Below are 14366 nucleotides of genomic sequence, written 5' to 3'. Positions count from 1 at the left end.
CGACTATGTGTAGGAGTGGCGGTTGCCGGCGGAGGTGAGTCAATGGATGATCAGGGCAGAGGCGTGCGACGCACCGGGCTCGGCATGATGCTGCTGTTCTGGCTGCTGGTGCTGGCGATGGGCAGCTGGTGGTTCCAGGGCGTGCTCGATGAACGCCGTAATCCCAATGCCGGCCTGGTGCACATGACCGAGGGTGATGAGCCGGTGGCGCTGACCCGCAATGCCTCGGGGCACTTCGTCGCCACCGGGCGCATCAACGGCGAGCCGGTGGAGTTCCTGCTCGACACCGGGGCGACCTACATTGCAGTGTCCAGCGAGCTGGCCGAGCAGCTGGATCTCGAGGCCGGCCGCACCGCCAGCTTCCAGACCGCCAACGGCCGCGTCGACGGCTTTATCACCGAACTCGACCGTGTCAGCCTGGGCGGCCTCACCGCCCGCCAGGTGCGCGGTTCGATCAATCCCGGCATGGAGGGTGACAGGGCTCTGCTGGGCATGAGCTTTCTCAACCGCTTCGATATCCAGATCAGCGGCGATCAGATGGTGCTCAGCCGTCCCGAGCCCTGATCCTGGCGATCAATCTCAAGGAGTTGGATGTGACCGAGGATAGGTCAAACGATTCGCCCCGAGGGCGCCGCGCCGATAAGCCGGGCCAGATCAGCGGTCTCGGCTGGCTGGACATCGCCTGGCGCGTCAAGCGCGAGATGAGCGATGACAACATCACCATGCTTGCCGCCGGGGTGGCCTTCTATGCGCTGCTGGCGGTGTTTCCGGCGCTGGCAGCGATCATCTCGATCTGGGCGCTGGTGCTCGACCCCTACGACATCGCACGCCAGATTTCTGAGCTGGGACGCTTCATTCCCCCCGGTGCGGCGTCGGTCATCGAGCAGCAGGCCAATGAGATCAGCGAGAACACCGATGCCGGTCTCAGCGTGGCGGCCGTGGTCAGCCTGGTGGTGGCGATGTTCGTCGCCTCCAAGGGCGTGCGCGGACTGATCCTCGGCCTCAATATCGTCTACGGTGAGCAGGAGCGGCGCCGCCTCGCGCACAAGGTCACGGTGGTCTCGGCGCTGACCGTGGGGCTGATCGTACTGACCCTGGTGACGATTGCCTTCATCGCCGGGCTGCCGCTGGTAATCGGCATGCTGGGCCTCGATAGCACCCTGGTGACCCTGATCAGCCTGCTGCGCTGGCCGGTGCTGGTGCTGATGATGATGCTGGTGATCGCGGTGCTGTACCGCTTCGGCCCCTATCGGCGCTCGCCGCGCTGGGAGTGGCTCAGTGTTGGCACGGTGACGGCGACGCTGCTGTGGCTGCTGGGGTCGTTGGCCCTCTCGTTCTATGTGAGCCATTTCGCCAATTTCAGCGAGCTCTACGGGTCGCTGGGCGCCGTGGTGGTGCTGCTGATGTGGTTCTGGCTGTCGGCCTTCACGGTGCTGGTGGGCGCCGAGCTCAACGGTGAGATGGAGCGCCAGACCCGCCACGACACTACCGTTGGAGAGCCGCGGCCGATGGGCGAGCGCGGCGCCCATGCCGCCGACACCCTGGGCAAGTCGCATTCATGGCGTAAGCGCTGACCCCCGCCGTGCGGCGCATCTGGAGACGATGACGTTACGCTGGCCGCTAGCCTGGCGGGCCTGCTACCATGGATAAATGAACAGTACATGGCCCGCGCCACCGGCGGCGGCTCCCCTCGATGACCCGCGCTACTACCTGGCCAATTTCCGCTGCGTGCTGGAATGGGTGGCGGCGCGCTACGCTGACCTGCTGAGCGATGCCGAGCGCGCCTTTATCCGCGGCGTCGGCGACCTGCCGACGCCCTCCCAGGCACTGCTGGCGCGCATGGTGATGCGCCGCGGCGAGCACTTTCGCGTCGCGCGGCTGGCCTATGCCGAGATCGGTGACACCGCTGCCGCCCTGGCGCCGCTGATCGCCGCCGGCTGGGTGGAGGAGGAGCCGCTGCTGTCCCTCGACGAGCTGTTTCGCCACTGGCGCCTTGCCGAGCTGCGCGCGGCGCTGGCCGACGAGATGCGCGCCGCAGGCCTGCCCGCCGCAACCGGCAAGGCGCGATTGCGCGAGGCGCTGGCCGTGCGGCTGAGCGAGCCGCGCCGGCTCGGCGAGTGGTGGCCCGCGGCGCCGGACCGCATCGTGCGCATCACCTGCATGGCCCACTGCGAGCGACTGCGGCTGATGTTCTTCGGCAACCTGCGCCAGGACTGGGCCGACTTCGTGCTTGCCGAACTCGGCATGCAGCGCTACGAGCAGGTGCCGCTGGATCCTGCCTCACGCGCCTTTCAGCGGCGTGCCGAGGTCGACGCCTATCTACAGTTGCACCGCCTGCGCGAGCGCCTCGAGGCCGGCGAGGCCGCCGCAGCGCTGTGGCCTGAGGTGGTCTCGAACGCTGCGGATGACGTCTGGGACAGCCACTGGCTGGCCACGCGGCGCGCCCGGCTGCTGTTCCAGCTGGGCCGCGAGGCGGAGCGACACGCCAACCCTGAGCTGGCCCTCGAGGCCTACGCTGCGGCGAGCGGCGACCCAGGCGGCGGCGGTGAGGCGCGCATCCGTCGCCTGCGGCTGCTGGAGCGGCGCGGCGCCTGGCGCGAGGCGCTGACCCTGGCCGAGGCTCAGCCGCCGCTCAGCGAGGCTGAGGGCCAGGCCCTGGCACGACTGCAGCCGCGCCTGCGCCGGCGGCTGGGGCTGGCCTGTGAGCCAGCGCCGCCGGCGCCTGCCATCGAGCAGTGGACGCTGACGCTGCCGGGGCCCGCCGCGAGCGTGGAGGGCGCCGTGCGCGACCACCTGCAGGACCCGAATGCGCCGGTCCACTACGTCGAGAATACGCTGATCGGCGGGCTCTTCGGGCTGCTGTGCTGGGAGGCGATCTTCGCCCCGTTGCCCGGCGCCTTCTTCCACCCCTTCCAGCGCGGGCCGGCCGACCTGCGCCGCGAGGACTTCGTCAGGCGTCGCCGCGAGCGTTTCGCGGCCTGCCTGGCACAGCTGCACGATGGTCGCTATCGCGCCACCATTCGCCGCCACTGGCACGCCAAGCACGGCCTGGCGTCACCCTTCGTCGACTGGCAAGCGCTCGACGAGACGCTGCTGGAGCGCGCCCTGGCGTGGCTGCCGGCGGCGCACCTGGCGCGGCTGTTCGAGCGCCTGTTGCAGGATATCGGCGCCAACCGCGCCGGCCTGCCTGACCTGATCCAGTTCCTGCCCGAGGCGCCCCAGGGCCCGCGCTACCGGCTGATCGAGGTCAAGGGGCCCGGCGACCGCCTGCAGGACAACCAGCGTCGCTGGCTGGCCTACTTTCATGCCCACGACATCCCCGCGGTGGTGTGCCAGGTGCGCTGGCGGGATGCGTCGTGAACCCGCTGCCGGAAGCGCAACCCTGCTACCGGGTGGCGGTCAGGGCGCTGTGCGATTTCACCGCCCGGGCCGGCGACCTGGACCACCGCTTCACGCCGTCGCCCACCGCCCAGCAGGGCATCGCAGGGCATCAGCTGATCGCCGAGCGGCGCGGGGCGGGCTACGAGAGCGAGCTGAGCCTGCGCGGCGAGGTGGTGGTAGGCGGGGCACGGCTGGTGGTGAGCGGCCGCGCCGACGGCTTCGATCCCGCCGCCCGGCGCCTCGAGGAGGTCAAGACCCACCGCGGCAGCCTGGCGCGGATGGGGGCCAATCAGCGCGCCCTGCACTGGGCTCAGGCCAAGGTCTACGGCGCCCTGCTGTGCCGCGCCCGCGAGCTCGAGCGGGTCGAGCTGGCGCTGGTCTACCTGGAGATCGGCTCGGGGCAGGAGACCCGTCTCACCGAGCCGGCCACGGCCAGCGAGCTGGAGGCCTTCTTCGTCGACCAGTGCCAGCGCTTCCTGGCCTGGGCCGAGCAGGAGGCCGCCCATCGCCGCCGCCGCGATGCCGCCCTGTCCACGCTGCGCTTCCCCCATGCTGACTTTCGCCGCGGGCAGCGCGAGCTGGCCGAGGCGGTCTACAAGGCCGCCGGCACCGGTCGCCAGCTGCTGCTGCAGGCCCCCACCGGGATCGGCAAGACCCTGGGCACGCTGTTTCCGATGCTCGCCGCCATGCCCCGCCAGGGGCTCGACCGCACCTTCTTCCTGACCATGAAGACCCCGGGGCGGCGCCTGGCGCTCGAGGCGCTGCGGACGCTGGGCGTTGCCAATGCCCCCGAGGCGGGGGCTGGCGAGGCGCCGCCGCGGATGCCGCTGAGGGTATTGGAGCTGGTCGCCCGCGACACCGCCTGCGAGCATCCCGGCAAGGCCTGCCACGGTGACGCCTGCCCGCTGGCGCGGGGCTTCTACGATCGCCTGCCGGCGGCGCGTCAGGGGGCGGTGGAGTGTGGCCGCGTGCTCGACCGGCCGACCCTGCGCGAGCTGGCGCTGGCCCACGACATCTGCCCCTACTACCTGGGCCAGGAGCTGGTGCGCTGGTGCGACCTGACGGTGGGCGACGTCAACCACTACTTCGATACCAGCGCGCTGCTGTTCGCCGCCACCCAGGCCCAGGAGTGGCGGGTCGCGGTGCTGGTCGACGAGGCCCACAACCTGGTCGAGCGGGCCCGCGGCATGTACAGCGCCAGCCTCGACCAGCAGCGCTGCAACGCCGTGCAGCGACGCGCACCGCCGGCTCTGGCCAAACCGCTGGGGCGCGTGGTGCGGCAGTGGCGTGAGCTGCTGGCCGCCGAGTCGCCCGCCGACGATGAGGCGCCGCGGCTGCTGGAGGCGCTGCCGGCGGGCCTGGTCCTGGCCCTGCAGCAGGCGGTCTCGGCGGTGGGTGACTACCTTGCCGAGCACCCCAGCGGCGAGGTCGACGAGCTGCAGGCGTTCCTGTTCGAGGCGCTGGCGCTGTGCCGGCTGGCGGAGTCGTTCGCCGACCACTCGATCTGCCTGCTGACCCGCCGCGGTCGCGGGCGTGCGACCCTGACGCTGCGCAACCTGATTCCCGCCGACTTCCTGGCCCCGCGGCTGGCCGCCAGCCACACCACGGTGCTGTTTTCGGCCACCCTGAGCCCCGCCGACTACTACCGCGACCTGCTGGGGCTGGCCGACGATGCGGTGTGGTGGGAGGTCGCCTCGCCGTTCGACAGCACACAGCTGGAGGTGCGCCTGGCGCGGCATCTCTCGACCCGCTGGCGCGATCGCGAGCATTCGCTGGATGGCCTGGTGGCGGTGATCGCCGACCAGTACCGCCGCGCGCCGGGCAACTACCTGGCGTTCTTCAGCAGCTTCGCCTACCTCGACGCGGCGCAGGCGCGTCTGGCCCGCGATCACCCCGATATAGCCACCCGCTGCCAGCGGCGCGGCATGGATGAGACGGCGCGCCAGGCCTTCGTCGACGACTTCGTGGCCGGTGGACGGGGGATCGGTTTCGCGGTGCTGGGCGGGGCCTTCGCCGAGGGCATCGACCTGCCCGGGGAGCGCCTGGTGGGCGCCTTTATCGCCACCCTGGGGATGCCGCCGCTAAGCGCCGACAACGAGATACTCAAGGCGCGCCTGGAGGCGCGCTTCGGACGCGGCTTCGACTACGCCTACCGCTACCCCGGCCTGACCAAGGTGGTGCAGGCCGCCGGCCGGGTGATCCGTAGCCCCGAGGATCGCGGCGTGGTGGTGCTGCTCGACGACCGCTTCGGCGAGGCCGACAACCTGGCGCTGCTGCCGGCCTGGTGGCGGTCGTCAGGGGTGCCGGGTGACTAGCCGGCGTGTGGCGCTGCCCTGGCGTGGAGGCGTTCGAGTACGTTCACCCCGATGAATCCACCCAGGGCGCCGGTCAGGAAGGCGCCAGCCTCGGTGGCGACCACGGCCATTGGCAAGGCGAGATAACCGACGCCAAGCACGCCGGCAACGTAGGCAATCAGGGCAACGAGAACGCCCTCTAGCATACGTAGCGGCGTCGACACCCGGTGCGCGCCCTTTACGAAGCGCCGGCCGAACCCTCCCAGCGCGCCACCCAGCAAGGCAGTGACGATTGGCCCCCAGGGCACGCGCTGCTCGACGCTTGCCTCACCCCTGAGGCTACCGGCGACGGCGCTGACGGTAATCGGCGAGAGGCCGGAAGAGCGTAGCTCGAACGTCGCCGTGGACTGATCCGGCGCGATGTGCAGCTCGCTCGGGTCAGCGGTAGCGGGGCCGTCGACGGTCAGGGCGATCGGGGTAGGGCGCGTGGCGTGCAGCGGTTCACCGTGGGGCGCCACCTGCTCGATATTGACGGCCATCCGGGCCAGCCCGAGTCCAACCATGCTGGTCGATTCCGGACGTACGTCCAGCCGCGGCAGCGCCTCGAGCTGCAGATTGACGTCGGAGAGAGTGGAGTTGACCTCCAGAATGGGGGTCGCCGTCGAGGGCATGAAGTCGAGCACCAGGGACTGCTCGTTGGCCAGCCCTGGGGCCTCGATCAGCAGGGCAGGGGGTTCCTCGCGGGTGGTCAGGCCGCGTAGTCGCAGCCTGATCTCGACAGGCGCTTCAAGCGCCTGTCCAGGCGCGAAATGCTCGGCATCCGAGGGGTAGACGCCGAAGCTCAGCCGGGTGTGGTAGGTGCTGCTCAGCGGGTTCCAGATGGCAGGTACCGGACTGGCCACGACGCTGAGACGAAGCCAGGTGGACGCCGTGGATGGCAGCGGCGCGATACCCAACCCCGGGGGCAGCACGACCTCGTCGGTCTCGGCCGTGTCGGGCAGGAAGAGCCCGCCCGGCAGCATCTGCCGCTCTTCCGTGGCCAGCCGGCGGGTCTCTACCGTGTCGCTCTTGACCACGAAGGGCTCGCGGGTGGGTACGCTCAGGCTGATGCGCCCCGGCTCCCGTTGCGGCGCTATCTCGGCGTCGATATCGCGACCGTCGAGATCCAGCACCCTCAGGCTGTCGACGCTCTGGTCCCAGTCGAAGGCCACCCGCTCGACGGCTTGGCGAGGCGGCGCTGTCTCGCCAGCGAGGGAAGGCGCTTGCGCCCAGGTCCAGGCCGAGGCCCCGGCGAGGCCGACGGCAGTGATGAGCGATGGCCAGAAGCGATGGGCGTGACGTTGCATGACGACTCCGCCAGTCAGATCGGGCAGAGCTTCAGTATAGAAGAGCCCCGGCGCCGGCGTGGTGCCCGGGGCCGATCAACGCTCGTCGTGCTGCGAGGGGGCGCCGCGCGTGGGCGTGGCGATGTCCTCGTCGGCCTCGTAGAGCGCCTCGAGCTCGCGGGCGGCATCCTGGACGGTCTGGATCTGCAGCTTTTCGTTGCCGAACACCTCGAGCTGGCGCAGCAGGGTGCGCTCATCGTGCTCGCGGAAGGTATCCACGGTGTGCTGGGCCTGATCCGCGGGCAGACCCAGCTCGATCAGCAGCTCGCGGGTCAGCTCCAGGCTGGCCGGCAGCATCTCGCGGATCAGCCGATGGATGCCGGCGCGCATCAGGCGGTGGGCGTGATTGCGATTGCGCGCGCGGGCGTAGAGCCGCAGGTGCGGGAACTGGCGCCGCACCCGCTCGGCGATGCGCAGCGAGGCCTCGATATCACCCACCGCGATCACCAGGATGCGCGCCTTGTCGGCCCCGGCGGCACGCAGCAGGTCGCTGCGCGAGGCGTCGCCGAAATACACCTTGTTGCCGTAGCGGCGCACGAAGTCGACCTGGTCGGCGTTGATGTCGAGTACGGTATAGGGAATCTTCAGGCCCTGCAGCACGCGGCCCATGATCTGGCCGAAGCGCCCGAAGCCGGCGATGATCACCCGCGGCGAGTCGTCGCGCGGGCTATCGTAGCCGGGGCGCGGCCTGGGGGCGTCGAAGCGCGGTCGAATCCAGCGCACATGCAGCAGAAACAGCAGCGGCGTGGTAGCCATCGACAGCGAGATCACCAGGATCAGCAACTGCACCAGCTCGGCGTCGAGCATTGCCGCGGCGGCCGCGGCGGTCAGCAGCACGAAGGCGAACTCACCGCCCTGGGAGAGCAGCACGCCGAGGCTGCTGGCCTCCTTCCAGGACGCGCCGTAGAGCCTTGCCGCGACCAGCACGCTGGCGCCCTTGAGCAGCAGCAGGCCCAGCGTCAGGCCGAGGATGGTCAGCGGCATCGCGGCGAGCAGGCCGATCTGCGCCATCATGCCCACCGCCATGAAGAACAGCCCCAGCAGCAGGCCGCGGTAAGGCTCGATATCGGCCTCGATGTTGTGGCGATACTCGGAGTCGGCGAGCAGCACGCCGGCGATGAAGGCGCCCAGCGCCATGGACAGCCCGGCCAGCTCCATCAGCAGGGCGGCGCCGATCACCACCAGCAGGGTGGTGCCGGCGAACACCTCGCGGCTGCCAGTGCCGGCGGCCATGCGGAACAGCGGCCGCAGCAGCAGGCGACCGCCGACGATCAGCACCGCGAAGGCGGCGATGGCCAATGCCACTTCGCGCAGCAGCGGGGCGGCACCGTCGGCCAGCAGCGCCCCCGCGGCGAGAATCGGAATCGCCGCCAGCACCGGAATCGCCGCCAGATCCTGGAACAGCAGCAGGGCGAAGGCGTTGCGGCCATGGCGGGTCTGCAGCTCCTTGCGCTCGCCGAGCAGCTGCAGCACCAGCGGCGTGGAGCACAGCCCCAGGCTGAATCCCACCACCAGCGCGGCGACGGGGGCCAGCCCCAGCCACCAGGCGCCTAGCGACAGTGCCAGGCTGGTCACCGCGACCTGCAGGCTGCCGAAACCGAATACCGCATGGCGCATCACCTTGAGGCGCGCCGGCTTGAGCTCCAGGCCGATCACGAACAGCAGCAGCACGATGCCTACCTGGGAAAACTGCAGTACGCCTTCGGCGTCGGGTACCAGCGCCAGCACCGAGGGACCGATCACCACCCCGGCGGCCAGGTAGCCGAGCACTTCGCCGAGGCCGAGGCGCTTGCACAGCGGCACGATCAGTACCGCGGCGGCGAGGAAGATCAGGGCGTTAAAGAGCAGGTCGGTGGCCAAGTGAGCATCCGTTCAGCGATCAGCGGGTAAGGCCGTCATGATAACGCGTCAAGGGCGCTGCCACAGGTCAAGATGCGGCGGCTGTGCAATCTGCGTCGACAAGGCTTACCATGCGGGGGGACGCCCGTTGAACTGCAAAGGAGAGTGCACCATGGGAATCGAAGTTGGCGGTCTGCTGGGCCTGATCTGGCTGATCATCGTGATATGGGCCGTGGTCAAGGTGGCCAAGAGCTCGGCGGGGCCGGTGGCCAAGCTGCTGTGGATCCTGATCCTGCTGTTCTTCCCGCTGATCGGATTGATCTTCTGGCTATTGCTGGGGCCCAAGGGCTAGCGATACATCGTTGCGCAAGGCCGACACAGCAAAAGGGCAAGCCAATGGCTTGCCCTTTTCGGTATGTGTCAGCGTGACGGTGACTTGTAGTGACCGGGGATCTTGACCCGCTCGCCGTTGGGAAGCTGGCGAACGTGGGTGGGAACGTAGACGCGTTCGATGATGCTCTTGCTCATGGCGACGACCCTCTGGGTAGCGAAGCACGGGGGCGGTGGCGCAAGGCGCCACACGCTAGGGAAGACATCTCCAGTCTGCGCCGGATGGACGGTGTCTTTCAATCCCCCTGTCGCGCTCAGTGCAGCGACGTCGCTTGGCGCTGAAAGCGTACCGGGGGGCGGTACTTGTCGCTCGGCGATACCTGGCGTGACGGCAGTACCCGCCAGCCCCGCTCGCTGGCCCAGTGCTTGAGGGCACGGAAATCGATCAGCGGGTTGGTAGCGCTGGTGTAGGGCGCGACGGCGGGGAAGGCCAGCGCGATATAGGTGTAGTAGGCGGTGGCGCTTTCCTGCTCGTGGGCCGCCAGGGCGCGGTCCAGCGCGTGTTGCCACTGTCGGGAAACGTCCTGCTCGATTGCCAGAGGTGAGCTCATGGCAGTGCCCTCCATTGGGGTGGTCGGCATCCGTTGGGCCTATCGCATGGCGGTAGGGGCAGCAGACGGTGGGTCAGCCAGTGGTTGGCGCAGCCTGCCGCTGGCATGAGGGCGGAGGTGCCATCCCCGCAGGCACGGCACCTCCGCTGTCGGGCTCAGTCCCAGCTCAGCGCGCCGCCCACCTGATACTCGGTGACGCGGGTCTCGAAGAAGTTCTTCTCCTTGCGCAGGTCGATGATCTCGCTCATCCACGGGAAGGGGTTCTTGGCGCCGGGGTACTGCTCCTTCAAGCCGATCTGGGCCAGGCGGCGGTTGCAGATGAAGTGCAGGTACTCCTCCATGATCGCCGCGTTCATGCCCAGCACGCCGCGGGGCATGGTGTCGCGGGCGTAGGCGATCTCCAGCTCGGTGCCCTCGATGATCATCTGGGTCACCTCGTCCTGGAACTCGGCGGTCCACAGGTGCGGGTTCTCGATCTTGATCTGGTTGATCATGTCGATGCCGAAGTTCAGGTGCATCGACTCGTCGCGCAGGATGTACTGGAACTGCTCGGCGACGCCGGTCATCTTGTTGCGCCGGCCCATGGAGAGGATCTGGCTGAAGCCGCAGTAGAAGAAGATGCCTTCGGTGACGCAGTAGAAGGCCACCAGGTTGCGCAGCAGCTCCTGGTCGGTCTCCGGGGTGCCGGTCTGGAAGTCGGGACGCGACAGCGACTGGGTGTGCTTGAGGCTCCAGGCCGACTTGGCGGCCACCGAGGGCACCTCGCGGTACATGTTGAAGACCGCGCCCTCATCCATGCTCAGCGACTCCACGCAGTACTGGTAGGCGTGGGTGTGGATGGCCTCCTCGAAGGCCTGGCGCAGCAGGTACTGGCGGCACTCGGGATTGGTGATCAGGCGATACAGGGCCAGCACCAGGTTGTTGGCGACCAGCGAGTCGGCGGTGGAGAAGTAGCCGAGGCTGCGCTCGACGATGCGCCGCTCGTCGGCGGTGAGGCCGTCCTGGCTCTTCCACAGCGCGATGTCGGCGTTCATGTTCACTTCCTGGGGCATCCAGTGGTTGGCGCTGCCGTCCAGGTACTTCTGCCACGCCCACTCGTACTTGAACGGCACCAGCTGGTTCAAGTCGGCGCGGGCGTTGATCATCTGCTTGTCGTCGACTTCGATGCGCGCCGCGCCCATCTCGAGCTCCTCGAGGCCGGCGGCCACGTCGAGCTCTTCAAGCGACTTGCGCGCCCGCGCCAGGCGCTCCTCGTCGGCGGTCTGGTAGCGGTTGCCGGTGCCGCCCTCGGGCGCCTCCTCGGCGCTCGGCGCCGGCGCGGGCTTGGCCGGTGCGGGCTTGGGGGCCGCGTACTGCGGGCTGGATTCAGCGACCGCGCTGTCGTCTTCGTGGAATTCGTCCCAGTTCAGCATCTGTCTCTCTCCCGGTCAGGTTCCGGCTAGATTCGGTGTTGACGAGAGGGAGGCCGATGCCCTCCCTCTTGCTTGGCGCTTACTGGCAGGCCTCGCAGCCCAGTTCGTCGATGTCCCCGGCCGAGGGGGCGCGTGAGCCGCTGCCGGCCTTGCCGGTGAGGAAGTCATCGACCCCGCGCGGCTCGGCGCTGCCTGCCGGCGTGGGAGCCGGCGTCGGGGCAGCGGACGGCGCGCCATTGCCCACCGCGTTGAGGTTGCCGCGCTCGACGGTGGACTTCTCCACCGAGGTGGCGCCGAGGGCACGCAGGTAGTAGGTGGTCTTGAGCCCCAGGTACCAGGCCATGCGGTAGGTCACGTCGAGCTTCTTGCCCGACACGCCCTTGATATAGAGGTTCAGCGACTGGGCCTGGTCGATCCACTTCTGGCGCCGCGAGGCGGCTTCCACCAGCCACTTGGGCTCGACCTCGAAGGCGGTGGCGTACTTGGCCTTGAGATCCTCGGGCACCCGCTCGATGGGCTGCACGCTGCCGTCGTAGTACTTGAGGTCGTTGATCATCACCTCGTCCCACAGCCCGCGCGCCTTGAGGTCGTTGACCATGTAGGCGTTGACCACGGTGAACTCGCCGGACAGGTTCGATTTCACGTAGAGGTTCTGGTAGGTGGGCTCGATCGACTGCGAGACGCCGCAGATGTTGGAGATCGTCGCGGTGGGGGCGATCGCCATCACGTTGGAGTTGCGCATGCCCTGGGTGGCGATCTTGCTACGGATGCTCGACCAGTCCTGGGTGGCGGAGGTGTCCACGGCGATGTACTTCTCGCCGCGCTCGACCTTGAGCCTGTCGATGGAGTCGATGGGCAGAATGCCCTGGCTCCACAGCGAGCCCTCGAAGCTCTGGTAGCGGCCGCGCTCGGCGGCCAGATCCGAAGAGGCCTCGATGGCGTGGTAGCTGACCAGCTCCATGGAGCGGTCGGCGAAGGCCACCGCCTCCGGGCTGGCATAGGCGATGCCGTGGGCGTAGAGGGCGTCCTGGAAGCCCATGATGCCGAGCCCCACCGGGCGGTGCTTCATGTTCGAGTTGCGTGCCTGGGGCACCGCGTAGTAGTTGATGTCGATGACGTTATCGAGCATGCGTACGGCGGTGCGTACAGTCCTCTTCAGCTTGGCGTCGTCGATCTGTCCGTCGACCACGTGCTGGGCCAGGTTCACCGAGCCCAGGTTGCACACCGCGATCTCCTCGGGGCTGGTGTTAAGGGTGATCTCGGTGCACAGGTTGGAGGAGTGCACCACCCCGGTGTGCTGCTGCGGGCTGCGCAGGTTGCAGGGATCCTTGAAGGTGATCCACGGGTGGCCGGTCTCGAACAGCATCGAGAGCATCTTGCGCCACAGGTCCTTGGCACGCACGCGCTTGAACAGCTTGAGCTGACCGGTGCGGGTCATCTCCTCGTACTCTTCGTAGCGCTGTTCGAAGGCGGCGCCGTAGAGGTCGTGGAGGTCCGGGCAGGTGGCCGGCGAGAACAGCGTCCACTCCTTGTCGTCGAAGACCCGCTTCATGAACAGATCCGGCACCCAGTTGGCGGTGTTCATGTCGTGGGTGCGGCGGCGGTCGTCGCCGGTGTTCTTACGCAGCTCGAGGAACTCCTCGATGTCGAGGTGCCACGACTCGAGGTAGGCGCACACCGCACCCTTGCGCTTGCCGCCCTGGTTGACCGCCACGGCGGTGTCGTTGACCACCTTGAGGAACGGCACCACGCCCTGGCTCTTGCCGTTGGTGCCCTTGATGTAGGAGCCCAGCGCGCGCACCGGTGTCCAGTCGTTGCCCAGGCCGCCGGCCCACTTGGAGAGCAGGGCGTTGTCGCGGATCGCGCTGTAGATGCTGTCCAGATCGTCGGGCACGGTGGTCAGGTAGCAGCTGGAGAGCTGGCTGCGCTGGGTGCCGGAGTTGAACAGGGTCGGGGTGGAGGCCATGTAGTCGAAGCTGGAGAGCAGCTCATAGAACTCGATGGCGCGCGCTTCGCGGTCGTCCTCGTTGAGCGCCAGGCCCATCGCCACGCGCATGAACATCACCTGGGGCAGCTCGTAGCGCACGTCGTCCTGGTGGATGAAGTAGCGGTCGTAGAGGGTCTGCAGGCCGAGATAGGTGAAGGCCATGTCGCGGCTGTGATCCAGCGCGTCGCCGAGGCGTTCGAGGTCGAACTCGGCGAGCCGCTCGTCGAGCTGCTCGAAGCCGATGCCGCGCTCGATATAGGCCTTGAAGGCCGGCTTGTAGAGCTCGGCCATCTCCTGGTAGGTGGCCTCTTCGGCGACGCCCAGGAACGACAGCGCCTCGCGGCGCAGGTTGTCCTGCAGCAGCCGCGCGGTGACGTAGGTGTAGTTGGGGTCCTTCTCGACCAGGGTGCGCGCGGTCATCATCAGCGCCTGGGAGACGCCGTCGACGGTCACACCGTCATAGAGGTTCTTCAGCGAATCCTCGACGATCTTGTTGGGGTCGACGTTGGTCAGCCCTTCGCAGGCGTCGAACACCAGGGTCTCGACGCGGCCCAGATCGAGCGGGCGGCGGCTGCCGTCGAGGGCGGTGACGTTGAGGGTCGGGTGCGGCTTCTCGATGTCGCCGCCGGCGGCGGCACGCGCCCGGGCGTGCTCCTCGCGGTAGAGGACGTAGGCGCGGGCGACCTTCTGCTCGCCGGCACGCATCAGCGCCAGCTCCACCTGGTCCTGAATGTCCTCGATGTGCAGGGTGCCGCCGTCGGGCATGCGGCGCAGGAAAGCCTCGCTGATCGCGGCCGAGGCCTGGGCCACGAAGTCGCGGACCCGCGACGAGGCGCCGGCGTTGTCGCCTTCCACGGCGATGAACGCCTTGGTCATCGCCACCGAGATCTTGCTGGCATCGAAAGAGACGACATCGCCGCCTCGCTTGATCACCCGCAGCTGGTTGGGGGCGGTCACGTTCACCGGCGTCTTGCCGGGAGTCAAAGTGGTATCCATGGCGCCGTGTCGTCCTAGCGGTGGTGGTTGGAAAGCAGCGCGTGGCGCGCCTCGCCGCCCTCGATCAGGCGGGCTGGTACGGGGCACCTGACGCAGTGTCGGTGCAATTTGACAGTGTTAGGCTGACTTGG

At 68.5% G+C, this 14366-nt stretch carries 10 protein-coding genes; 5 read left to right on the top strand and 5 right to left on the bottom strand.

Annotation, left to right across the window (positions count from 1 at the left end; genetic code table 11):
* The first annotated feature begins 42 nt into the window (after positions 1-42).
* The 4 genes from BWR19_16465 (at position 43) to BWR19_16450 (ending at position 5696) form a co-directional block, all read left to right on the top strand.
* A complete protein-coding gene (locus BWR19_16465) occupies positions 43-564 on the top strand; it encodes a peptidase aspartic, CHP02281 (GenBank protein APX94403.1) in 522 nt (173 codons plus the stop codon).
* Between the two features lie 29 nt (positions 565-593).
* Positions 594-1574: a hypothetical protein gene (locus tag BWR19_16460; GenBank protein ID APX94402.1), complete on the top strand. Its 981-nt coding sequence runs from the start codon at positions 594-596 to the stop codon at positions 1572-1574.
* A gap of 76 nt (positions 1575-1650) precedes the next feature.
* Positions 1651-3360 carry a nuclease gene (locus BWR19_16455; GenBank protein ID APX94401.1) on the top strand — a complete coding sequence of 570 codons (1710 nt, stop codon included), beginning with the start codon at positions 1651-1653 and terminating at the stop codon, positions 3358-3360.
* A complete protein-coding gene (locus BWR19_16450) occupies positions 3357-5696 on the top strand; it encodes an ATP-dependent DNA helicase (GenBank protein APX94400.1) in 2340 nt (779 codons plus the stop codon). Before BWR19_16455 ends, BWR19_16450 begins: the two co-directional genes overlap by 4 nt.
* Here the strand turns inward: BWR19_16450 and BWR19_16445 are convergent.
* Both BWR19_16445 and BWR19_16440 read right to left on the bottom strand, forming a co-directional pair.
* Positions 5693-7021, bottom strand: a complete 1329-nt coding sequence (locus BWR19_16445; protein APX94399.1) for a hypothetical protein — start codon at positions 7019-7021, stop codon at positions 5693-5695. The genes BWR19_16450 and BWR19_16445 overlap by 4 nt on opposite strands.
* A 75-nt stretch (positions 7022-7096) precedes the next feature.
* Entirely contained in the window at positions 7097-8920 is a 1824-nt protein-coding gene (locus BWR19_16440) for a cation:proton antiporter (GenBank protein APX94398.1), read from the bottom strand.
* Positions 8921-9071: 151 nt separating this feature from the next.
* Between BWR19_16440 and BWR19_16435 the strand changes: the two genes are divergently transcribed.
* Positions 9072-9251: a hypothetical protein gene (locus BWR19_16435; protein ID APX94397.1), complete on the top strand. Its 180-nt coding sequence runs from the start codon at positions 9072-9074 to the stop codon at positions 9249-9251.
* 292 nt (positions 9252-9543) lie between these two features.
* Here BWR19_16435 and BWR19_16430 read toward each other — a convergent pair whose 3' ends face one another.
* From BWR19_16430 to BWR19_16420, 3 genes are all read right to left on the bottom strand, one after another.
* A complete protein-coding gene (locus BWR19_16430; GenBank protein APX94396.1) occupies positions 9544-9855 on the bottom strand; it encodes a hypothetical protein in 312 nt (103 codons plus the stop codon).
* 140 nt (positions 9856-9995) lie between these two features.
* A complete protein-coding gene (locus tag BWR19_16425; protein ID APX94395.1) occupies positions 9996-11252 on the bottom strand; it encodes a ribonucleotide-diphosphate reductase subunit beta in 1257 nt (418 codons plus the stop codon).
* Between the two features lie 79 nt (positions 11253-11331).
* The gene (locus tag BWR19_16420; protein ID APX94394.1) at positions 11332-14235 is read right to left on the bottom strand and encodes a ribonucleoside-diphosphate reductase subunit alpha; all 2904 of its coding nucleotides are present in this window, start codon (positions 14233-14235) and stop codon (positions 11332-11334) included.
* Positions 14236-14366: the final 131 nt, after the last annotated feature.

This window comes from Halomonas sp. 1513, assembly GCA_001971685.1.
Taxonomy (GTDB): domain Bacteria; phylum Pseudomonadota; class Gammaproteobacteria; order Pseudomonadales; family Halomonadaceae; genus Franzmannia.
The sequence above is the reverse complement of the archived record's forward strand: the minus strand, read 5'-3'. Positions and strand labels throughout refer to the sequence as shown.